Source organism: Streptomyces sp. NPDC002809, from assembly GCF_040295435.1.
In the GTDB taxonomy this organism is placed as follows: Bacteria; Actinomycetota; Actinomycetes; order Streptomycetales; family Streptomycetaceae; genus Streptomyces.
Window position 1 is genome coordinate 1 of record NZ_JBEOVJ010000013.1, and the last position, 21906, is coordinate 21906.

Sequence of the window (21906 nt, forward strand, 5' to 3'; positions counted from 1 at the left end):
TCACCACCACCCCCTCCCCGGTAGCGCCGGGTCCGGCCGCCGGTACCGGGCCTACCTGCACGGCCTGGGGGGGGCCGCGGGGGGGCCGTCCGGCCACGGCCGGACGCTCCCGGGTCCGCTGCTCACCCCTCGGACGTGTCCAGCAGCCAGTTGAGGATCCGGGGGAGTGCGTGCAGCGCGTCGAAGTGCGCGGCCGCCGGTTCCACCACGACGGTGGCGCCCGGGATGCGGCTCGCCAGCCAGCGGGTGTGCCCGACCGGTGAGAACACGTCCTTCTCGCCGTGCCACAGCAGCACCGGACCGGTGATGTCGGCCGGGTCGAATCCCCACGGGTGACTGAACGCGAGTGCGTCGTCGATCCAGCCGTACGCCGAGGTGCGCAGCCCCTCGCGGTAGTTGCGCAGCAGCATGGTGCGGACGCCGACGTCGTTGACCACCATCCGGTCGGAGTCGGTCAGCTCCCGGCGCAGATCGTCGATGAGCCGGACCGGATTATTCCTGATCACCGCGGACCGCGAGATGAACGATTCCGCGAGCCCGTCCGGGTCGGCGGTCGCCGTGGTGTACGCCAGCACATTGGAGGCGGCCATCCCGTTGAACCAGTCGAGGCCCTCGGCGTCCCGGGGGGCCAGCCCGACCAGGGCGGCGGTACGGGTGACCCGCTCGGGCATCAGCGCGGCGCAGGCCAGGGCGTGCGAGGCACCACCGGACCGGCCCACCACGGCGAACCGGTCGAGTCCGATGTGGTCCGCGATGGCCCGTACGTCCTGGACGGCGTCGGCGACGCTTCTGCCCGGCAGCCGGTCGGAGTCGCCGTATCCCGGCCGGTCGTAGGTGATCAGCTGTGTCTTGCGCTGGTACAGCACCATGCCGCGCGGCGCCGGACCGAGCCTGCTGCCGGGCATCCCGTGCAACAGGAAGACCGGTCTGCCACGAGGATCCCCCAACCGCTCCACCACCAGTTGCCGCCCGTCGGCCGCGCGCACCCGACTGCGCACTCCGTGCCTCCTCGTGATCCCTGCGGGCACGACGTGCCCGGCTTTCCCCGCACCTTCCGATGATGACCCATCAGAGCCGTAACCGGGATGGCGCGTGGGGAGAATCTGGGAGGCTCCGGGGCAACGGGCAGGTGCGGGTGGACCGGGGATGCGCCTGGAATCGGATCCGCAGGGGCCGATACCGGACAGGGCAAGTCCTCACCCGCTGCCGATCCGGCGGTTGCACCGGGTGTTCGCAGAAGGAATCGACAAGGCCTGACCGCCGGTAAGTGAACGTGGCACGACCGAACCGGTGTTGTCGTGTGTGCGTCCTGGAGTCGGCCTTGTGTGCTATCTGGGCGGTCGGAATAGTGGGCGCCCCATCCTCCGCGTACGGGCGACCCCACATCATCCGTGCGCGGCCCCACAGGAGGTCGAAGTTGAAGCATCGACGCATGTCCAGGAAGCGCGCAGTGCTGGCCGGGTCGGCCGTGGTCGCACTGGTCGCGGCAGGAGTGACGTTCCAGAGTGCGAACGCCAGTGAAGACGTACCGCAGTTCACCGCGCGTACGCTCGACGCGGTGGCGGCCGGAAAGCTGGCCACCGGTCTCGGCAAGGACCTGGGCACCGACGCGGCGGGCGCGTACTACGACGCCTCGTCGAAGCACCTCGTGATGAACGTGGTCGACGAGGCCGCCGCCGAGCAGGTGCGGCAGGCGGGCGGCACGGCGAGAGTCGTACAGAACTCGCTCGCCGAACTGAAGTCGGCCCGGCAGACCCTGACCGGCAAGGCCACGATCCCCGGCACCTCATGGGCCGTCGACCCCGTCAGCAACAAGGTGGTCGTCACCGCGGACCGCACGGTCGGGGGCGACGCCTGGCAGAGGCTCAGCTCGGTGGTCGAGGGGCTGGGCGGCAAGGCCGAGCTCAAGCGTTCCGCCGGGGAGTTCAAGCCGTTCATCGCGGGCGGCGACGCGATCTGGGGCAACGGCGGGCGCTGCTCGCTGGGCTTCAACGTGGTCAAGGACGGCGAACCGTACTTCCTGACCGCCGGACACTGCACGGAGGCGATCACCAACTGGTCGGACTCCCAGGGCGGCGCGGAGATCGGTACGAACGCGGGCTCGTCGTTCCCCGACAACGACTACGGCCTGGTGAAGTACACCTCCGACACCGCGCACCCCAGCGAGGTCGACCTCTACGACGGCTCCGCCCAGCCGATCACCCGTGCGGGCGAGGCGACCGTCGGGATGACGGTGACGCGCAGCGGCTCCACCACCCAGGTGCACGACGGCGAGGTGACCGGGCTGGACGCCACGGTCAACTACGGCAACGGCGACATCGTCAACGGGCTCATCCAGACCACGGTCTGCGCCGAGCCCGGCGACAGCGGTGGCTCGCTCTTCGCCGGTGACACGGCGATCGGACTGACCTCGGGCGGCAGCGGCGACTGCTCCTCGGGCGGCGAGACGTTCTTCCAGCCGGTTCCGGAGGCGCTTTCGGCGTTCGGGGCGGAGATCGGCTGACGGTTCCGTGCGGCGGTGAATGGCCCCCGGCTGTGCCGGGGGCCATTCCCGTGTCCGGTCGATCGGTCGGTCGCGCCGTATCTCCGAAGCGGTCTGCGTCCGGACCGGCCGGTGGTGGCGAAGACCTGCCGCGGCGACTTGTTTCGAAGGCAGGTGGTCTGCGCCGAAGGCCGTGGGGGCCGGTCGGCGCCCGGCAGCCGCCGGGCCCGACCTGGCCCAACCTGACCCGACCGAAAGCGAGTTGACGCAATGCAGGGGAGAATCAGCGCATGGCGATGACCGGAATGGCGAGGGCAAGGCTCGGGGCGCTGTCGTCGTCGGCGGTGGTCATGCTGGTGGCGGGGTGTGGGACCGAGCGGTCGGGGGACGCAGCCGACGCACGCACGGGGCCGGCCCCGACCGGCGTGTCGAGGCCGAGCACACCGGCGAACTTCCGGTGCCCCGGCGAGAGCCCCTCGGCGGTGCCGACGCCGACCGCACACCGCTCGGGCTCGGAGGCACCGCCTCCCGCCGACCGTTACGCGGAGAATCATGGCTTCCAGGTTCCGTTTTCGCTGTACGGCCAGAGCCGCTGCGACGGAATCGAGGCCGTTGCGAGCATCGAGAAGGCACTCGAACCGCTGCGAGTGCGCGGTGACTTCGCCCCGGGGAGTGCGCGTGAGGTGCTCACCGGACTCGGCTACCCGTCCGGGGAAACGCAGACGTATCGGATCGGTCCGGCCGAGCTCGGATTCCTCGTCGACGTCGACGACTCCCCGCTGCTCTGTGTCGAAGGCACGATGAGCCGTGGCTCCACTCGTGCGGAGGCCTTCGGCGGCTACCCCGATCACCCCGGCTGCGACCGGCCCGGCGGCGGCCACTGACGATCCGGACAGGGCCGGGGAGTGAAGGCCGGGCGGGTCCGGTGCGCGCTCCGGACGTGACCGCCGAAAGCTCCGGCCCCGGATCGCCCGGTCAGGTGAAATGTCTTCATGCGCTTTCCTCGTGCCTCCGCCTCCGAGCTTCTCGACGTCGTCGATCGCTACGTCACACCGGATCCGAAGGAGCACGGACGCCATCTGCGCCTGTTGCACGGCAACTTCGCGCGTGACGACGAGAGCGAGCGCGATCTGTTCGTGCAGTCCGTGCGTGCTGCCGCCCGGAAGATCACCGATGAAGAACTCGAGATCCTGCTGGAGGGCGACTGGCGCTCCCGCTTGACGGCATCGTGGCTGATCGGCTTCGACCGTCGTGACCACTTCCGTGACGTTCTCGCTGATCTTCTCCTGACCAGTCAGTTCTGCTTTGCCGGTCAGGGCCACTGTTTCGCCCTCGCGCGCTTCGGCACCGACGAGGACGCCGAGTATCTCGCGGTCTACCTGGACCGCTACCTCCGACGGCCCGACTGCGAGTACGACCAGCACTGGGCCATCAGCGCGCTCCTCCACATCGACAGCCTCACCGGAAGCGAGCACGCCACCCGGTTCCTGGTGCCCGGCGGCCTCTGGGACCAGTGGGTCGAGGCGCTGCCGAGGCCGTCGTCACCGAGCCGGTTCATGGACGGGCTCTGCGGCTTCGCTGCCGACAGCGAAGCCGACGGAGGCACCGGCTCGGGGTGACCGTCCTTCCTGAGCCGTTGGCACCCCTGAGCCGTGTCCCGGGTCGCGGCATGGCGGCCCGGGACACCGAGCGGCGGGGCAGGTCAGGCGGACTGGGGCAGTCTGCCGGCGCCCGCCTCGGCCGGCGCGACTCCGAAGATGTCCACGGCGTGGTAGTACGTCCAGGCCGTGGCGTTGCACGAGGTCAGCTTCGCACCCGAGTAGGCGGCGCAGACGCGCTTGAGGTCCGCGTAGAGGGCGGAGTCGAGACGGGCCTTGTTGGCGGAGAACGTGCCGGCGGCCTTGTAGTTGCGGTAGCCGAAGTCGTGGCGGGCGCAGGCCGTTTGGAAGGGGAAGCCGAACGGGTTGTCGGGCGAGGTGCTGCAGTAGTCCGTCGACCAGTCGAAGCCGTAGGCGGCCCAGGAGCCCTGGTTGTTGCGGGCGGCGTTCCAGGCGTTGTAGCTGGAGGCGCTCGTCTGGGTCCATGAGCTGAGGACCTGGGGTTTGTCCGCGGGGGCGGCCGAGGCGGATGCGGCGGGCAGCAGGGCGAGCGGGAGCGAGAGGGCGACGGTGCCGAGCAGCATGGCGACGTGGCGACGCATGGCGATCTCCGTGGGGTGAGAAGGAGCTGGGGTGGCCGTGTACCTCGTGGGGTCATGAGGTCGCCCCAGAATGCCGCCATGTACCTGTCATGCATAGTCGTTGCGCCGACCGGACGCCGAGAATTGCGGTGTTCGTCGAGCGATGGCCATGGGAGCGCCGCTGCCGCCCCCGCTCAAGGGGCGGGGGCGGCAGCGAAGAGCGGTGAAGGGTGTGGACGGTTACGGGGTCGCTCCCCCCGTCACGCCAGTGTCGAGCCCCCGCCCGCCGCCCCCGCGAGCGGGGTGTCCGCGGCGGCCGCAGTCTCCGGCTTCTTCCGCATCGCCATCAGCAGGGTGATGACCGTGCCCACCACCGCCCACGCGGAGAGCACCAGCAGCGGCCCGGTCACCGCGTTGCCCCTGAAGTAGGCGATCGAGCGTGCTGTCCAGGTCCCGGCCCCCGGTGGGAGGGCGGGGCCGATCGCCCGCCAGAAGTCCGGCAGCATCGGGAGCGGGAAGGCGCCGCCCGCGCTCGGATTGCCCGCGATCACCACGATCAGGACGGCCAGGCCGATGCCGACGATGCCGGTGAGCGCCTCCAGGGCGAGGGTGATCATGCCGACCGCGAAGACGGTCAGCGCGCCCAGGCCCGACAGCCCCCAGAAGGATCCGGGCAGGGCTCCGAGGATCGGGCCGATGATGATCGCACCGCCGATTCCGCCTGCGATCGAGTACAGCGCCATGACCCCGGTCCGGATCACGGCACGCTGACGGTTGGCGGGGCGGCTGCCCGCGCTGATCGCCAGGATCGAGGCGCAGAGGTAGCCGCCCACGCACCAGCCCACGACCAGGTAGAAGGACGAGAGCCCGTCGAAGTCCTGGTTCGAGGCCGGGGCCACGTCCACGGCGCGCGCCGTGCGGTGCCGGGTGAGCTCGACCTCCTTGATGATCTTCGTCAGGGAGGTGGCCAGGACGGTGCCGCCGCCGGATGCGACCAGTACGGCGTCGGTCGTGCCCCTGGGGTTGACGATCAGGGCGCCGTCGATGTCGCGGTCGAGGATCTGGCGGCGGGCGGTGGCCGCGTCGGTGACCGCCCGGGGGTCCAGGGGGTCGCCGGGGAGGTTCTTCAGTTCGGTGACGAGCTGGGCGGACACCTGCTGGGGTGCGACGACGCCGAACGGGACATCGGTGGCCTTCGGGTTGTGGAGTGCTCCGATGTAGGACGCGATGAACAGCAGTTGCAGCGCCAGTACGCCGATGACGAGCAGTGCGGCCCGTGGAGTGACGGCGTTCTTCACCTCGTCAGCGAAAGTCATGCCCCCACGGTCCGGGGTGCTCGGCATTCGCGCAGTCGGGGCCGGGCCGAATGGCTGAAGGGCGAGGACGGCTCACGCCCGAGTATCGTACGAATGTTCGAAACTTGGTCTATGGTGGAGAGCGAGGGGGTGGTGAGTGCGGATCGGTTCAGGAGGTGCGGGTGCCCGGGTTCACGCATCTGCATACCGTTTCCGGGTTCTCCCTGCGGTACGGGGCCTCGCACCCGGAGCGGCTGGCGGAGCGCGCCGCCGAGCGCGGGATGGACGCCCTCGCGCTGACCGACCGCGACACCCTGGCGGGCACGGTCCGGTTCGCCAAGGCCTGCGGGCAGGCGGGGGTGCGGCCGCTCTTCGGGGTGGAACTCGCCGTGGCCCCCGCCGGGCACACGGAGGGTGACGGGCGTACGCAACGGCTGCGGACCCCGGCCCGCGGTGGTGCCTTTGTCGATGAATCCGCACCCAGGACCACCTTCCTCGCCCGCGACGGCGCCCAGGCCTGGGCCGCGCTGTGCCGCCTCGTCACCGCCGCGCATGGAGCCGTGCCCGACGGCGGCCGGCCCCTGCTCGACCGCTCCGCACTGTCCGCCGAAGGGCTCACCGTGCTGCTCGGCCCCGCCTCCGAGGTGGGCAGGGCGCTGGCCGCCGGCCGGCCCGACCGGGCCGCCGCCCTGCTCGCCCCCTGGCGGGAGGTGTACGGCGACGACCTGCGGCTCGAAGCCGTCCACCACGGCCGCGACGGCACCGGACCCGGTTCGCTGCGGCTCGCCGCCCGTACCGTCGGCTTCGCCGCCGAGCAGGGGATACGGGCCGTGCTGACCAACGCGGTCCGGTACGCCGACGCGGGTCAGGGCCCTGTCGCCGATGTGCTCGACTCCGCCCGCAGGCTCGTCCCCGTCGACCCGCGCCGCTCCCCGCTCGACAGCGGGGAGCGCTGGCTCAAGGACGCCCGCGCCATGGCGGAGACCGCCGAGCGGATCACCTCCGCCGCCGGACTCGGCCCCGGCGCCGGGGCGCGGCTGATCGAGGAGACCCGGCGCACCGCCGACGCCTGCGTGGTCGACCCCCGGGGCGACATCGGCCTCGGCTCGGTCCACTTCCCCGAACCGCACCTCGTCGGCGCGGACCGCCGTACCGCCCAGCGGGTGCTGGCCTCCCGTGCCGCCGCGGGCATGGTGCTGCGCGGCTACGACCGCAGGCGCGAGTACTGGGACCGGATGCACCACGAGCTGAACATCATCGCCCACCACGGCTTCGCCTCGTACTTCCTGACGGTCGCCCAAGTCGTGGACGATGTACGGGAGATGAAGGTCAGGGTGGCCGCGCGCGGCTCCGGGGCCGGCTCCCTGGTCAACCACCTCCTCGGGATCGCCCACGCCGACCCGGTCGAGCACGGGCTGCTGATGGAGCGCTTCCTTTCCAAGCGCCGCTTCGTGCTGCCCGACATCGACATCGACGTCGAGTCGGCCCGCCGCCTCGACGTCTACCGCGCGATCATCGGCCGCTTCGGCGCCGAGCGGGTCGCCACCGTCGCCATGCCCGAGACCTACCGGGTGCGCCACGCCATTCGCGACGTCGGCGCCGCGCTCTCCATGAACCCGGCCGAGACCGACCGGCTCGCCAAGGCCTTCCCGCACATCCGGGCCCGCGACGCCCTCGCGGCCATGGAGGAACTGCCCGAGCTGCGCGAGGTGGCGAGGACGAAGGAGAAGTACGGGCGGCTGTGGGAGCTGGTGGAGGCGCTCGACGCGCTGCCGCGCGGCATCGCCATGCACCCGTGCGGGGTCCTCCTCTCCGACGCCTCGTTGCTGCGCCGCACCCCCGTCATGCCCACCAGCGGCGAGGGCTTCCCGATGGCACAGTTCGACAAGGAGGACGTGGAGGACCTCGGGCTGCTCAAGCTCGACGTGCTCGGTGTACGGATGCAGTCGGCGATGGCGCACGCGGTCGCGGAGGTGAAGCGGGCCTCCGGACAGGAGGTGGACCTGGACGGTGTGCCGCCGGGCGATCCGGAGACGTACCGGCTGATCAGGACCGCCGAGACGCTGGGCTGTTTCCAGATCGAGTCGCCCGGCCAGCGTGACCTGGTCGGCAGGCTCCAGCCGGCGGATTTCCACGACCTGGTGGTCGACATCTCGCTGTTCCGGCCCGGCCCGGTCGCCGCCGACATGGTGCGCCCGTTCATCGAGGCCCGGCACGGCCGGGCGCCGGTCCGTTATCCGCACCCCGACCTGGAGGGGCCGCTGCGCGAGACGTACGGGGTGGTGGTCTTCCACGAGCAGATCATCGAGATGGTCGACATCATGACCGGCTGCGGCCGGGACGAGGCCGACCGGGTCCGGCGCGGGCTCTCCGACCCCGAGTCGCAGGGCCGGATCAGGGTCTGGTTCGCCCAGCACGCGGCGGTGCGCAAGTACAGCGCCGAGGTGATCGCCCGTGCCTGGGAGATCATCGAGGCGTTCGGCAGTTACGGCTTCTGCAAGGCGCACGCGGTGGCCTTCGCCGTACCGACGTACCAGTCGGCCTGGCTGAAGGTGCATCACCCGGCGGCCTTCTATGCCGGGCTGCTCACCCATGACCCGGGGATGTACCCGAAGCGTCTGCTGCTCGCGGACGCGCGGCGGCGCGGAGTGCCGGTGCTGCCGCTGGATGTGAACCGGTCGGCGGCCGCCCATCGAATCGAACTGGTGTCTGGTGTGGGGGAGGGGGAGGAGGCCTGGGGGCTGAGGCTGGCACTCTCGGACGTCCACGGGATCAGCGCTGCCGAGGTCACCCGGATCGAGGCCGGGCAGCCCTACACCTCGCTGCTGGACTTCTGGCAACGGGCCCGTCCGGGCAAGCCCGCCGCCGAACGGCTGGCGCAGGTCGGCGCTCTCGACGCGTTCGGCGCCAACCGCCGCGACCTGCTGCTGCACCTGTCCGAACTCCACCGTGCCCAGCGGGGCGCGGGCTCCGGCGGCTCCGGCGCGCAACTGCCGCTCGGCGGCGGGCACCGCACCGGCTCCATCGGTCTGCCCGACCTCAACGAGGCGGAACGGCTCAGCGCCGAACTGGGCGTGCTGAGCATGGACGTCTCGCGCCATCTGATGAGCGATCACCACGCCTTCCTGAAGGAGCTCGGCGCGGTCTCGGCCAAGCGGCTGCGCGAGGCGCGGCACGGGGAAACCGTGCTGGTCGCGGGTGCCAAGGCGGCCACCCAGACCCCGCCGGTACGCTCCGGCCGCAGGGTCGTCTTCACCACCCTGGACGACGGTACGGGCCTGGTCGACCTGGCCTTCTTCGACGACAGCCACGCCGCCTGCGCGTACACCGTCTTCCATTCCTGGCTGCTGCTGGTGCGCGGAGTGGTGCAGCGGCGCGGGCCGCGGAGCCTGAGCGTGGTCGGCGCGGCCGCCTGGAATCTGGCGGAGCTGGCCGAACTGCGGCGCACCGGCGGGCTCGACGCGGTCGCGGCCCGGCTGGCCCAGGTGCCTGCCGAAGCGGCCGCCCCGGAGAAGGAGAAGGAGGAGTCGTCCGCTGCCGGCGACGGCCGCCGGATCCGGATGCCCACCGGCTACGAGATGAACCCCTGGTCGGACCTGCAGCCACCCGGCGAAGGGGTCCCCACCGGAAGGAAGCTGTGGCACCAGAGCCCGGGGAGTGCGGGATGAGCGAGCAGTCCGGCATCCTCTGCCTGCGGTTCCGCCGGGTCGGCGGCGGCCTCCCGGACGGCGCCGGCTACGCGGGGCTGCTCGCCCTGCTCGGTTCGTTCACCCCCCTCGTCGAGGCGGCCCCGCCCGACGGGGCGCTCGCCGATGTCCGGGGCGCGCTGCGCTACTTCGGGCAGGACGTGAAGGGGCTGGCCTCGGTGATCCGGGTCCGCGCGCTGGCCCTGCACGGGGTGGACTGCGCGATCGGGGCCGCCGAGAACCCGATGCTGGCCCGGATGGCGGCACGGCAGGCCGCACCCGGGACGACCTTCGTGGTGCCCGCAGGCGGGGCCGCCGCCTTCCTCGCGGACCGGCCGGCGGCCGCGCTGGACGGCGTCGGGGCGGCGACGGCCCGCACACTGTGCGGATACGGGCTCGACTCCGTCGGCCGGATCGCGGCCGCCCCGCTCGGCACCCTGCAGCGGATCACCGGGGTACGGACCGGGCGCGAGCTGTGGGAGCGGGCGCACGGCATCGACCGTACGAAGGTCGTGCCGAACGCCGCGGCCCGCTCGCTCGCCGCCGAACGGACCTTCCCGCGCGACGAGCTGGACCGGGAGCGTCAGCGGCGTGCGCTCATGTCGCTCACCGAGGAGCTGGGGGCGAGGATGCGCGGCGAGGGGCGGGTGTGCCGCTCGCTCGCGGTCTCCGTGCGCTATGCCGACCGGACCGGATACTCGACGCTGACCCGCAGCCGTACGCTCCGCGAGCCCACCGCGCACTCCGCGGAACTGACCGCGCTCGCCTACCGGATCCATGACTCGTTCGCCCTGCAGCGGGCCAGGGTGCGGGGGATCGCGCTGCGCGCCGAGGGGCTCGGAGATGCCGGGCAGGCCGCGCACCAGCTGACCTTCGACCCGGTCGACGAACGGGCGCGGCGGGTCGAGGCGGTCGCGGACCGGCTGCGGGCCAGATTCGGGCCGCAGGCTGTGATGCCGGGGCGACTCGCGGCCTGACCTGCCCGTCGGTGACTGTCCTGAAGCTACGGTTACTACCGCGTCAGTTTTTACCGACGCGTAACTTCCCACGCAACCTTACTCGTGCGTAGGTTGGCATGAGCACGTAGAACTTCGTCAGAACTTGTGGTCCGGGCCGCAGGGTGCAAAGACATCGCAACTCCCTTGAGCCGCAAGGAGACCACACGATGCTGCCCTGGACCCGTGCGTCGCGTACCCCACGTGCGCGGACAACCCTCGCCGCACTGTTCCTCGCCGTCGCGGCAGTCGCCACCCCCACGGCCGCTGCCGCTGCAGCCACCCCCACCGCCACCGCCACGGTCACCTCCCGTGGCTGGAACGACTACTCCTGCAAGCCCTCCGCAGCCCACCCCCGGCCCGTCGTGCTCGTCCACGGGACCTTCGGGAACTCGGTCGACAACTGGCTCGTCCTCGCCCCCTACCTGGTCAACCGGGGCTACTGCGTCTACTCGCTCGACTACGGGCAGCTCCCCGGAGTGCCGCTCTTCAACGGCCTCGGCCCGATCGACAAGTCGGCCGGACAGCTTTCCGTCTTCGTCGACAAGGTGCTCGCCTCCACCGGGGCCCCGAAGGCCGACCTCGTCGGCCACTCCCAGGGCGGCATGATGCCGAACTACTACCTGAAGTTCCTCGGCGGAGCGGCCAAGGTCAACGCCCTGGTCGGGATCGCGCCCGACAACCACGGCACCACCCTCCTCGGTCTGACCAAACTGCTGCCGTACTTCCCCGGCGCCGAGGACCTGCTCAACGCCGGAACACCCGGACTCGCCGACCAGGTGGCCGGATCGCCCTTCGTCACCAAGCTCAACTCGGTGCCCGACACCGTGCCCGGCGTGCACTACACCGTCATCGCGACCAAGTACGACGAGGTCGTGACCCCGTACCGGACACAGTTCCTGGACGGGCCGGACGTACGCAACGTCCTGCTCCAGGACCTGTGCCCGGTCGACCTGTCGGAGCACGTGGCGATCGGGACGATCGACCGGATCGCCTACCACGAGGTGGCGAACGCCCTGGACCCGGCGCACGCCACCCCGACCACCTGCGCGTCGGTCATCGGGTAGGGACCGGTTCCCTGACCGGACTGCCCGTCAGAGTCCGCGCCGGGTCGCTGCGGCGGCCCGGCGACGGACCGAGACCGGCAGCGCCCCCGCGCCCAGCGCGATCGCGGCCGCACCGCCCATGGCCAGCCGGCTCGTGGCGGCGCCGCCGCCCGTCTCGGCGAGGTTGTCGGCCCCCGCGACGGGGACATCGCCCGACGCGCTGTCCGGCTCCGGGGCGTTGGCCGGAGCCGTCGCCCCAGCGGCCTCGGTGACGGTCGCGCCCGTACCGGCGTCGTCGTCACCGTGGCCGCCGTGCTCGACCGAGGACTTCTGCGCACCCTCGGTGATCTCCTGTTCGGAGGGCGCCGACGGGGACGGAGCGGGCACGGCGCGACCGAACCGCTGCCGCCGGCGGCGCTGCCGCCCTTACCGCCGAAGACCACGTCGGAGCACGCGTAGAACGCCTCGGGGGAGTCCGACCGCTGCCAGACGCTGTAGATCAGCTGACGTCCCGAGCGGTGGGGAACGGTGCCGTCGAAGACGTACGAACCGTCCACCAACTCCGGGTCGGTGGCCCCGGCGAACGGCTTCTCCTCCAGGCCGGACCACTTCAGCGGCTTCGCCGGGTCGTAGCCGGCGGTGGTGAGATACAGCGCGAAGGAACCCCTGTGCGGGGCGGTGGCCCGGAACCGGAAGGTGTGGGATCCCGCCTTCATCTCACTGGCCGGCCAGCCGGCGCGCGGCAGATCGAGCCCTTCGAACTTGGCGTTGCCCGCGCTGCACAGCTTGCCGTCCGGGATCAACTGCCGGTGCTTCCCTGCCGCGTTGGCGATGTTGACGCCGTTCCAGTCGTACAGCGCCTGGGTGCCTCCCGCCGCGACCGCGGCCACGCACGCGGCGGACCGCGGGTGTTCCGGACCCTCGGCGAAGCAGGCCGAGACCCTGCTGACCGGGGCCGTCAGTGAGCCGTGTGCCGCGGCCGGAGCCGCGGTCGGAGCGGTGAGTACGAGTGGCGTCGCACCGAGCGCGACGACAGCGGCGGCCCTGCGGCGGGCGGGAGTGAAGGCAGGCATGACAGGGGTACTCCTTCAGCGGTCCACGGCGGTGTGCGGGACAGCCCTTAGCCCCGGGCCGCCCCCGGAAAGGTCCGGGAAAGGGGCTGCGGGCGATCGTTATGACGGCCTTGAGGGGCCACTCAAGAATGCTTGAGACCGGCCGTCGGTGCCCCGGGCCGGGCCGCCTCTCCGGAAGACCGCAGCCGCTGTCAGTGCCGGCTGGCACGATCGGTCCATGACGACGATCGACTGGGATTCAGCCGCAGGTTCCTTCGACGAGGAACCGGACCACGGCCTGCTCGACCCCGTGGTCCGGCACGCCTGGGCACAACGGTTGGAGAACTGGCTCCCCAGGGAACGGTCCGAGGTCCTCGACCTGGGGTGCGGCACCGGAAGCCTGGCGCTGCTCGTCTCCGGGCAGGGGCACCGGGTCACCGCCGTGGACCGTTCGCCACGCATGGTGGAGCAGGCACGCGCCAAGCTGGCAGGTACGGGGACCGAGGTGCTGACCGGGGACGCGGCCGCGCCGCCCGTCGGCAAGCAGCAGTTCGACGTGATCCTGGCCCGGCACGTGGTGTGGCTGCTCCCGGACCCGGCGGCCGTCCTGAGCCACTGGTTCGGCCTGCTGCGGCCCGGCGGCAGACTGGTCCTGATCGAAGGCGTGTGGAACGGGGTCGGGCTCTCCGCCGGTCGACTCACCTCGCTGATCGCACCGTTCACCGAGCGCATCCACCACGAGTGGCTCTCAGGCGACCGGAACCTCTGGGGCAAGGACGTCGACGACGAGCGCTACGCCCTGGTGGCGCGGGCCGAACCCCCGCGCCGGCACGCCGAGGTCGTCGATGTGCATCTGATCCTCCGCCGCGGCTCCGACGTCCTGCTCGCCCGCCGGGCAGGTACGGGGTACGCGGACGGGCTGCTGCACGCCCCGTCCGGGCATGTGGAGGATGGTGAGGACGTCCGCGACGCGGTGATCCGCGAGACGGCCGAGGAGATCGGGATCGCGCTCGAACCGGAGGAGCTGCGCATGGCCCTGGTCATGCAGCACAGGGGGCCGGGCGGCAACCCCAGAACGGGCTGGTTCTTCGAGGCGGAGTACGACCCGGACCGGCCGCCGTACAACCGTGAACCGGACAAGTGCTCCGGGCTGGAGTGGTTCCCGCTGGGCGCCCTTCCGGACGACATGGTCGCGTACTGCCGCGCCGGCCTCGACGGATACCGGGCGGGGGAGCAGTTCCTGATCCACTGGCACGAGGACGGCGACACCGTCGCGTACGAACCACGGGGCGTCCGCCGGGCCGTGCCGCTGCAGACCGGCGGCGCTCGCACCGGGCGGCTGCACCACATCGAGCTGTGGGTGCCCGATCTGGCGGCCGCCGCGTCCGGCTGGGGCTGGCTCCTCGGCGAGCTGGGTCATGTCCCGTACCAGCAGTGGGCGCACGGGCGCAGCTGGCGGCGGGGCGACAGCTATCTGGTGATCGAGCAGTCGCCCGACCTGGCTCCCGGAGCACACGAGCGACGACGCCCCGGGCTCAACCACCTGGCGTTCCACGTCGAGGACCGGGCCACCCTCGACGCCCTGGTGGCCCGGGCCCCCGACCACGGCTGGCGGCTGCTGTTCCCGGACCGCCATCCGCATGCGGGCGGCGACGGGCATGTGGCCGCCTACCTGGAGGACGCGGCGGGGTACGAGGTGGAACTGGTGGTGGGCTGAGGGGACCGGGGTGAGGGACGGGGCGAGGGCGGCGGCCGGGGCGCCGGACGGCCGGACGCCATGGCCTCTTCTCCTCGAACCGGGGCGCCCGGCCGTGGGCACCCCGGCCCGCCGCCCTCGCCGGGGCGTCTCAGCCCAGCAGCCCGGCGAACCCCTCCTCCGTGCGGGCCAGGCGTTCCAGCTCGTCCAGTGCCTCCACGGCTGCCCTCGCCGCCTCCGGGTCGCGTCCGGCCAGGCCGCTCTCCTCGAACTCGTCCTCGTCCAGCCGCAGTACGCCGGAGCGGTCCGCCGACACCCACAGGTCGAGATCCAGGTCCTCGACGAGCAGCTCGCCGTCCCGCAGGACAGCCGGGCGGGTCACGTCGCAGTACCAGCCCTTGAGCGCACCCGCCCCGGTGCGGACCTCCTTCACCGCGAACCAGGCGTCCCGCCAGTAGTACTCGGTGAAGACGTCACCCGGCTCGAAACGTACGAAGCCGAAGTCGCGGACCCCGGGGGCGGCCCAGGGCGCACGCACCGTCACCCGGGTGCCGTCGTCGGCAACCAGGGCGGCGGGATAGCGGATCTTGGTCTTTCCGGCCTTGATCAGGACGACCGTCAGTTCGGACTCAGCCGAGTTTGCGGACATGGCGCACCTCCGTGGCACACAGCTCGTAGCCGAACCAGCGGTTGATCGCCAGCATCGGAGTGTTGCCGGCGTCGTTGCCGGTGTAGGCATCGGTGAACCCGGCGGCGCGCGCCCGGTGCAGCGAGTCGTTCTTCGCGAGCTTCGCCAGCCCGCGGCCACGGAACGCCCGGCGGGTGCCGGTCATCCCCGACCAGTAGCGGTCCACTCCGTCGGTCTCCGCCGCGGTGAACGCCGCCACCTCGCCTTCGGCCACCACGACCGAGGTGAGGTGGTGGTCGAGGCCGGGACTGCCCCAGGTCTTCGTCAGCCACTCCTCGTAGTCCGACAGTCGGGCCGGTGTGTCGGTGGGCTCGTCCGCGGTGGTCTCGGCATCAGCCTCGAAGAGCGGGCGCGGGTCGTCGGCGAAGTCGGCGCCGGTGCGCAGCTCGACACCGGCCGGCAGCTCCTGACGGGGCGGCAGTGCGGCGTCGGCCAGGCCGAGGCGGAAGAAGTGCGCGGGCCTGCTCGACTCATAGCCGTGCTTCGCGGCGAACGCCAGGTCACCGGGGGTGTCCATGACCCAGGCGTAGACCGAGGCCGCACCGGCCAGGGCCAGATACTCCTCGGCCGTGCGCAGCAGCAGCGTGCCCGCTCCCCGGCCGGTCCGCTCCGGGTGGACGTACGGATTGCAGAACGCCTGCCCCGGCTCGGGGCTCCCGTACGCCAGCCCGGCTTGGGCCGTCCCGATGACCTCGCCCTCCTCCTCCGCGACCAGCAGCCGGTACCGCTTGTCCGGATGGGCGGTGGCCAGGTCGAACACGACCCGCTCCGGTGTGGTGACCACGAACGGGAGCGCCGCGCGCCTCACCCGGACCCAGTCCTGGGCGTCGGCGGGCCGGAAATCGCGCACGATGACAGTCATGGCCCGGACCGTACCCGCAGGTCCGGCCCGTCCGCCCCCGAATTTCCGGCGGTGGGGCAGAATCGGCCCGTGACTCTGAAGATCGCCGTTGACCCGGATTCCGGCACCGCTCCGTACGAGCAGCTGCGCACGCAGATCTCCGAACTGGCCCGCTCCGGCGCGCTGCCGGTCGGCTACAAGCTCCCGACCGTACGCGGTTTCGCCGAGGAGCTCGGCCTCGCCGCCAACACCGTCGCCAAGGCCTACCGGGCGCTGGAGGGGGACGGAGTGATCGAGACACGCGGGCGCAACGGGACGTTCGTCGCAGCCGCGGGCGACGCGGCCGAACGCAACGCGGCGTCCGCGGCGCGCGAGTACGCGGAACAGGTCCGGCGGCTGGGGATGTCCCGGGCGCGGGCGCTGGAACTGGCGCAGGACGCGGTGCGGGCGGTGTACACGGGGTGAGGCGGGGCTGATCCGACGGGAGGATCTCGCGCGGCGGGACTGCGGGGAGGTGGGCCGGAGGCCCTGCCCGTGGTCAGTCAGAGGTACAGACCCGCGTCCGCGCCCGAGTCCTGCCTGGGGACCGATGCGGGGCCGGTGCCGCGGCGCAGCGCGTACAACTCCGCCAGGGTCGCTCCCTCGCGCGCCACGTCCCGGCCGAGGCCCTCATCCGTGCCGAGCCAGGTCACGGACTCCTTGCGGGTCAGCGGTCCCACCTCGATCCGGGCGAGGCAGCGGCCCGGCCTGACGGCCGCCGGGTGGAGCCGTTCCAGGTCCTCGTTGGTGGTCACCCCGACGAGGACGTTGCGGCCCTGGCCCAGCAGCCCGTCCGTGAGGTTCAGGAGCCGGGACAGCGCCTGGCCGGCCGTGTGTTTGGCCTCGCCGCGGATCAGTTCGTCGCAGTCCTCGAGCAGCAGCAGACGCCAGCGGCCTTTCGCGCTGCCGTCGTCCTCGCCGATCGCGATGTCCATCAGATAGCCGACGTCGTTGAAGAGCCGCTCGGGGTCGAGCACGCAGTCGACCTGGCACCAGTCCCGCCAGGACCTCGCCAGGGTGCGCAGGGCGGACGTCTTGCCGGTGCCGGGCGGTCCGTGCAGCAGGAGCAGCCGGCCCGCGATGTCGTCGGGGGTGACCTTCATCAGCCGGCCCATCGCATCGGCCACCGGTGCGGTGTAGTTGGCCCGCACCTCGTCCCACGTACCGGCCGCGATCTGACGGGTCGTGCGGTGCGGTCCGCGCCGCGGCGACATGTACCAGAAGCCCATCGTCACGTTCTCGGGCTGCGGCTCCGGTTCGTCCTGGGCTCCCTCCGTGGCCTCGTCCAGCACCTTCCGGGCCAGTTCGGGGGTGGTCGCGGTGACCGTGACGTCGGCGCCCCGGTTCCATCGCGAGATGAGCAGGGTCCAGCCCTCGCCCTCGGCGAGCGTGGCGCTGCGGTCGTCGTCGCGCGCGGCGCGCAGCACTTTCGCGGACGGGGGCAGCAGCGTGGCCCCCGTCCTGACCCGGTCGAGGGAGGAGCTGTGCGAGTACGGCTGCTCGCCCGTCGCGAAGCGGCCGAGGAACAGCGCGTCGACGACGTCGGACGGGGAGTCGCTGTCGTCGACGGTGAGCCGGATCGGCAGAGCGGACTCGGGGTTGGCAGACATGCCGCCCATGATCCGGCACGGGGGCACCCCGCGCACCCAGGTTTCATCAGTGCCGATATGACGTGCACCGGCGCCGATATGACGTGTGTTCAGAGGGCGTCGGGAAAAAGCTCATCCGTTCGACTTGGCATGAACACTTCCGGAATGGCCTTCGCTGCTGCTACCACGGACGTGGCAGAGATCCTGTCGGTCGATCCCTGGGAGGTTCCATGAAAATGTCCAGACTCGTGGCGTTCTCGTCCTCGCTCCTGCTCGGTGCAGTAGTCGCCCTGACCGGGGCAGCCACCGCGAACGCCGCGTCGTCCGTGCAAGCCGTCGACTATGTCGCGCTGGGCGACTCCTACTCCTCGGGGGTCGGCTCCGGCAGCTACATCGGCTCCAGTGGTGACTGCAAGCGCAGCACCCTCGCCTACCCCTCGCTCTGGGCGGCAGCCAACGCACCCGCCTCGTTCGCCTTCACCGCCTGCTCGGGTGCCCGCACCGGTGACGTGACGGCGAGCCAGCTCGGACCGCTCAACTCCTCGACCGACCTGGTCTCGATCTCCATCGGCGGCAACGACGCCGGATTCGCCGATGTGATGACGACCTGTGTCCTCCAGTCGGAGGCCACCTGTCTCAACCGGATCGCCACCGCCCGCAGCTATGTGGACTCCACCCTGCCCGGCAAGCTCAACTCGGTGTACGACGCGATCAGCGCCAAGGCCCCGTCCGCCCATGTCGTCGTCCTCGGCTACCCGCGCTTCTACAAGATCGGCGGCAGTTGCGTCGTCGGGCTGAGCGACAAGGTGCGCACGGCCATCAACGGCGCCTCCGACTACCTCAACGCGGCCACCGCCAAGCGCGCCGCCGATCACGGCTTCACCTTCGGTGATGTCGCCGGAAAGTTCACCGGGCACGAGATCTGCTCCGGAAGCGCCTGGCTGCACAGCCTGAACTGGCTCAACATCGGTGAGTCGTACCACCCCTTCGCCTCCGGGCAGTCCGGTGGCTACCTGCCCGTCCTCAACGCGCTCGACTGACCGGCCCGCACTCCCGTTCGTCACCCCGTAGGGCCGCTTCCCGGGGTGGAGGTCCCGCAGGCCGGGACCTCCTTCCGGGGGGCCGGCCCCGGGGCGGGTGTGCTGTCCAGGGGGTGGCGATCTGTCCAACTCGCCCTGGAATCGCAGTGATTCGCAGACAGGTCGTCAACCTCCGTATGTGTGTGCTCAATCCCGTGCCCGGGATACACGCGCGTCGCCGCGGGGCGATAGGGTTAACCTGCCCGGGCCGGGTGCCCTCGTACGGGTGGGGAGTGACATGGAACAGATAACGATGCACAGCAGGGCGCGTGTGCCTGCCATCACATGCGGGAGCAGCGCGACGAGTTCGCGCCTCGACCGCCATCTCGCAGTGCTGGGCGGCCCCGCCGTCCCGCAGCGCGAGTCCGCTGAGGCGACGCTGCTGATGCGCGAGCTCACCTCGCGCGACGCCGCGCACACCCGCCGGAGCAAGAGTGCGAGGGTCTCGCTCTTCGCCCCGCTGCGGCGACTGCGCCGCTCGCTCTTCGGCAGCCGCCGCTGAATCGACGAACCCGGTCCCCGGCGTCGCGCTGCTGCCTGCTCTTCCGTCATCCCCGGAGCCGGCAGTGGCGCTTCGCCATGTCCGCGTAAGCCCCTTGCGGGGGCGTGACCGCATGGGTGTCGTCCGGCGAAGCGGGGTCCGGTGAAGTGGGTGCCGAGATAATTCGGTGCCGAAGTACTTCTACACTGTCCGCATGCCCGAGAAGCGAGCCGCGCGCCTGAGCCCCGACGAGCGAAGGGCGCAGTTGGTCGCCATTGGCGTGGACATGCTCGCCGATCGCTCGCTGGACGAGCTCTCCACCGACGATGTGGCGCGCCGCGCCGGCATCTCCCGGGGGCTGCTGTTCCACTACTTCGATTCCAAGCGTGACTTCTACCGCTCCGTGGTGCAGCAGGAGTGCGACGACTTCGCCGCAGCCACGGAGCCGGACTCCTCGCTGGAGCCCGTCCCCTGGCTGCGGTCCTTCATCGCCGGGTTCGTGGCGTACGTGACGGAGCACCGCAGGGTCTATCTCGCCCTGGTCCGCGGTGCCGGCGGCAGCCACCCCGCCGTGGAGGACATCGTCGAGTTCACCCGCAACACTCTGGCCCGGCGGGTGGAGGAGGGGCAGCGGCGGCTGGGGATGCCGGACTCACCGCGGCTGCTGGTTGCCGCCCGGGCCTGGATGGCCTTCGCCGAGGAGGCCGTCACCAGCTGGCCGCTCGACGAACCGGACGCCCTCGACGAACTCGGCGCCTTCCTGGAGTCGAGCTTCGTCTCCCTGCTGGGCGCACTGGACCGGCCGGTCGCGCTGCCCGGCTGAGCGTGCGGTGCGCTGACGGCCCGATGCGCGCCTCGTCGCGCACCGGGCCGTTGCGCCTTCATCCGCGCGGGCCCCCGTCACGCACCAGGTCGGCACGCCTTCATTCGCCACCGCGCGCGTAGCTGCGTACGGACAGCGGCACGGCGAACGCGAGCAGCAGTGCGGACCAGAACAGCGTCCCGGCCACCGGGTGCGCGACCGGCCATGCGGCGTCGGCGGACGGCGCGGCGTTGCCGAAGAGGTCGCGGGCTGCCGTGGCGACGGCGCTGATCGGGTTCCACTCCGCGAGCGTGCGCAGCCATCCCGGCAGGTTGTCGGTCGGGATGTACGCGCTGGAGAGCAGAGGCAGGATGAACGTGGAGGCTCCCATCTGTCCGGCGGCCTCCTCGTTCCGGATCAGCAGCCCCAGCCAGCAGCCCACCCACGAGGTGGCGAACCGGAACAGCAGCAGCAGTCCGAACGCGCCCAGCGCGGCAGCCGGGCCGCCCTCGATCCGCCAGCCCACGGCGAGTCCGACCAGCATCAGTGGGATCAGTCCGACGGCCGTGGTCAGCAGATCGGCCGCGGTCTGCCCGAACGGCACGGCGGTCCTGCTCATCGGCAGGGTGCGGAACCGGTCCATCACGCCCCGGTGGCAGTCCTGCGCGGACTGGAACATCCCGGTCATGATGCCGTTCGCGGCGGTGGCCGCCAGCAGTCCCGGCACCAGGAAGGCGCGGTACTCCTGGCCGGGCACGGCCAGCGCGCTGCCGAAGACGTACCCGAAGAACAGCAGCATCGTGATCGGCATGGTCTGGGTCAGGATCAGGACGCCCGGAGCCGCCTTGATCCGTTGCAGATGGCGGCCGAGCACGGCCAGGGCGTCCGCGACCGGTGTGTTCGCGGGCCCGGTGGCGTCCGGGGTCCGGCGTTCCGTGACGAGCGCGTCGGTGCTCATGCTGCCGTCTCCTCGGTGGGGGCGCTGCGGCCGGTCAGACGCAGGAAGACCTCGTCGAGGGTGGGCGGACGCAGACTCGCGTCGATCACCGCAGCGCCCGCAGCGTCGAGCTCGCGGACGATCCGGGGCAGGGTGAGCGTGGGGTCCGTGGCGACCGCGCCCACCGTGCGGCGCTCGTGGTCGAGCACCGGCGCGGCGCCCGTCAGCCGGTCCAGGACGGCCGCGGCCGGGGCGAGTGCCGATGCGTGGGCGACGACGACCTCGGCGTAACTGCCGATCCGGGCCTTCAGCTCGGCGGGGCTGCCGCTGTGGGCGGCCCGGCCGCTGTCGACGAGGACGATGTCGTCGGCCAGCTGATCGGCCTCCTCCAGATACTGCGTGGTGAGCAGGACGGTGGTGCCGCGGTCCGCCAGCTCCCGTACCGCGGCCCAGATCTGATTGCGGCTGTGCGGGTCGAGTCCGGTGCTCGGCTCGTCCAGGAACAGCACCTGGGGCCGGGCCAGCAGGCTGGCCGCGAGATCCAGGCGGCGACGCATCCCGCCCGAGTAGGTGCGGGCCGGGCGGTCGGCCGCACCGGTCAGCTCGAAACGTTCGAGGAGGTCGTCCGCGCGGGTGTGCACGGCCGCGCCCCGGTACTTGAGCAGCCGGGCGAAGAGCCGCAGGTTCTGCCGGCCGGACAGCTCGCCGTCGACGGAGGCGCTCTGCCCCGTGACACCGATCGCCGCCCGTACGGCCCCGGGTTCACGCACCACGTCGTGGCCCGCGATCCGGGCGCTGCCGCCGTCGGGGGCGGTCAGCGTGGTGAGGACGCGGACGGCGGTGGTCTTGCCGGCGCCGTTGGGCCCCAGGACTCCGCAGACGGTGCCCTCGGCCACGGCCAGATCGAGGCCGCTCAGTGCGTGGACGTCGCCGTAGCGCTTCTCCAGACCTTCACTAAGTACAGCGTACGTAGTTGTCATGCCGCAACGGTACCGCACTACGTACGGTGTACGTAACTA

20 protein-coding genes and 1 pseudogene are annotated in these 21906 nt (G+C 71.6%); 11 read left to right on the forward strand and 10 right to left on the reverse strand.

Annotated features, from left to right (window positions below):
• Positions 1 to 122: 122 nt before the first annotated feature.
• Positions 123 to 998 carry an alpha/beta fold hydrolase gene (locus ABT025_RS11115; protein ID WP_350992353.1) on the reverse strand — a complete coding sequence of 292 codons (876 nt, stop codon included), beginning with the start codon at positions 996 to 998 and terminating at the stop codon, positions 123 to 125.
• A 419-nt stretch (positions 999 to 1417) separates the two neighbouring features.
• On the opposite strand from ABT025_RS11115, the gene ABT025_RS11120 reads away from it, so the two are divergent.
• A complete protein-coding gene (locus ABT025_RS11120; protein WP_350992355.1) occupies positions 1418 to 2503 on the forward strand; it encodes a S1 family peptidase in 1086 nt (361 codons plus the stop codon).
• 262 nt (positions 2504 to 2765) lie between these two features.
• Here ABT025_RS11120 and ABT025_RS11125 read toward each other — a convergent pair whose 3' ends face one another.
• A complete protein-coding gene (locus tag ABT025_RS11125) occupies positions 2766 to 2924 on the reverse strand; it encodes a hypothetical protein (protein WP_350992357.1) in 159 nt (52 codons plus the stop codon).
• A gap of 40 nt (positions 2925 to 2964) precedes the next feature.
• Between ABT025_RS11125 and ABT025_RS11130 the strand changes: the two genes are divergently transcribed.
• Both ABT025_RS11130 and ABT025_RS11135 read left to right on the forward strand, forming a co-directional pair.
• The gene (locus ABT025_RS11130; RefSeq protein ID WP_350992359.1) at positions 2965 to 3366 is read left to right on the forward strand and encodes a hypothetical protein; all 402 of its coding nucleotides are present in this window, start codon (positions 2965 to 2967) and stop codon (positions 3364 to 3366) included.
• A gap of 108 nt (positions 3367 to 3474) precedes the next feature.
• Entirely contained in the window at positions 3475 to 4101 is a 627-nt protein-coding gene (locus ABT025_RS11135; protein WP_350992361.1) for a DUF6000 family protein, read from the forward strand.
• An 83-nt stretch (positions 4102 to 4184) separates the two neighbouring features.
• On the opposite strand, the gene ABT025_RS11140 is transcribed toward ABT025_RS11135, so the two are convergent.
• Positions 4185 to 4682 (reverse strand): phospholipase, encoded by a 498-nt coding sequence (locus tag ABT025_RS11140; RefSeq protein ID WP_350992363.1) that lies wholly within the window; start codon positions 4680 to 4682, stop codon positions 4185 to 4187.
• Between the two features lie 239 nt (positions 4683 to 4921).
• Complete coding sequence (locus tag ABT025_RS11145; protein WP_350992365.1) at positions 4922 to 5977, reverse strand: DUF3533 domain-containing protein; 1056 nt, start codon at positions 5975 to 5977, stop codon at positions 4922 to 4924.
• Between the two features lie 161 nt (positions 5978 to 6138).
• Here ABT025_RS11145 and ABT025_RS11150 point away from each other — a divergent pair, with 161 nt between their 5' ends.
• The 3 genes from ABT025_RS11150 to ABT025_RS11160 all read left to right on the forward strand — a co-directional run bounded on the left by ABT025_RS11150 (position 6139) and on the right by ABT025_RS11160 (position 11704).
• Positions 6139 to 9624: a DNA polymerase III subunit alpha gene (locus ABT025_RS11150; RefSeq protein WP_350992367.1), complete on the forward strand. Its 3486-nt coding sequence runs from the start codon at positions 6139 to 6141 to the stop codon at positions 9622 to 9624.
• Complete coding sequence (locus ABT025_RS11155; RefSeq protein ID WP_350992369.1) at positions 9621 to 10619, forward strand: DNA polymerase Y family protein; 999 nt, start codon at positions 9621 to 9623, stop codon at positions 10617 to 10619. The genes ABT025_RS11150 and ABT025_RS11155 overlap by 4 nt, the downstream gene beginning before the upstream one ends.
• 188 nt (positions 10620 to 10807) lie before the next feature.
• On the forward strand, positions 10808 to 11704 hold the full coding sequence (locus ABT025_RS11160; RefSeq protein ID WP_350992371.1) for an esterase/lipase family protein: 897 nt from the start codon (positions 10808 to 10810) through the stop codon (positions 11702 to 11704).
• A gap of 27 nt (positions 11705 to 11731) precedes the next feature.
• Here the strand turns inward: ABT025_RS11160 and ABT025_RS11165 are convergent.
• Positions 11732 to 12756, reverse strand: a pseudogene (locus tag ABT025_RS11165) (lytic polysaccharide monooxygenase auxiliary activity family 9 protein).
• A gap of 217 nt (positions 12757 to 12973) precedes the next feature.
• Between ABT025_RS11165 and ABT025_RS11170 the strand changes: the two are divergent.
• Positions 12974 to 14452, forward strand: coding sequence for a trifunctional class I SAM-dependent methyltransferase/NUDIX hydrolase/VOC family protein (locus ABT025_RS11170; protein WP_350992372.1), 1479 nt, complete (start codon positions 12974 to 12976; stop codon positions 14450 to 14452).
• 130 nt (positions 14453 to 14582) lie between these two features.
• Here ABT025_RS11170 and ABT025_RS11175 read toward each other — a convergent pair whose 3' ends face one another.
• The gene (locus ABT025_RS11175; RefSeq protein WP_350992374.1) at positions 14583 to 15080 is read right to left on the reverse strand and encodes a ribonuclease FAU-1 family protein; all 498 of its coding nucleotides are present in this window, start codon (positions 15078 to 15080) and stop codon (positions 14583 to 14585) included.
• A complete protein-coding gene (locus tag ABT025_RS11180) occupies positions 15061 to 15981 on the reverse strand; it encodes a GNAT family N-acetyltransferase (RefSeq protein ID WP_350992376.1) in 921 nt (306 codons plus the stop codon). Before ABT025_RS11180 ends, ABT025_RS11175 begins: the two co-directional genes overlap by 20 nt.
• A 69-nt stretch (positions 15982 to 16050) precedes the next feature.
• Between ABT025_RS11180 and ABT025_RS11185 the strand changes: the two genes are divergently transcribed.
• Entirely contained in the window at positions 16051 to 16425 is a 375-nt protein-coding gene (locus ABT025_RS11185) for a GntR family transcriptional regulator (protein ID WP_350992381.1), read from the forward strand.
• 77 nt (positions 16426 to 16502) lie between these two features.
• On the opposite strand, the gene ABT025_RS11190 is transcribed toward ABT025_RS11185, so the two are convergent.
• Positions 16503 to 17618: a DUF5925 domain-containing protein gene (locus ABT025_RS11190; RefSeq protein ID WP_502971920.1), complete on the reverse strand. Its 1116-nt coding sequence runs from the start codon at positions 17616 to 17618 to the stop codon at positions 16503 to 16505.
• Positions 17619 to 17818: 200 nt separating this feature from the next.
• Between ABT025_RS11190 and ABT025_RS11195 the strand changes: the two genes are divergently transcribed.
• From ABT025_RS11195 to ABT025_RS11205, 3 genes are all read left to right on the forward strand, one after another.
• A complete protein-coding gene (locus ABT025_RS11195) occupies positions 17819 to 18628 on the forward strand; it encodes an SGNH/GDSL hydrolase family protein (protein WP_350992385.1) in 810 nt (269 codons plus the stop codon).
• 277 nt (positions 18629 to 18905) lie between these two features.
• Entirely contained in the window at positions 18906 to 19169 is a 264-nt protein-coding gene (locus ABT025_RS11200) for a hypothetical protein (protein WP_350992387.1), read from the forward strand.
• Positions 19170 to 19362: 193 nt separating this feature from the next.
• A complete protein-coding gene (locus ABT025_RS11205) occupies positions 19363 to 19971 on the forward strand; it encodes a TetR/AcrR family transcriptional regulator (RefSeq protein WP_350992389.1) in 609 nt (202 codons plus the stop codon).
• A gap of 100 nt (positions 19972 to 20071) precedes the next feature.
• Here the strand turns inward: ABT025_RS11205 and ABT025_RS11210 are convergent, their stop codons facing one another.
• Both ABT025_RS11210 and ABT025_RS11215 read right to left on the reverse strand, forming a co-directional pair.
• Positions 20072 to 20908 (reverse strand): ABC transporter permease, encoded by an 837-nt coding sequence (locus ABT025_RS11210; RefSeq protein ID WP_350992393.1) that lies wholly within the window; start codon positions 20906 to 20908, stop codon positions 20072 to 20074.
• The gene (locus tag ABT025_RS11215) at positions 20905 to 21867 is read right to left on the reverse strand and encodes an ATP-binding cassette domain-containing protein (protein WP_350992395.1); all 963 of its coding nucleotides are present in this window, start codon (positions 21865 to 21867) and stop codon (positions 20905 to 20907) included. Before ABT025_RS11215 ends, ABT025_RS11210 begins: the two co-directional genes overlap by 4 nt.
• Between the last annotated feature and the right edge of the window lie 39 nt (positions 21868 to 21906).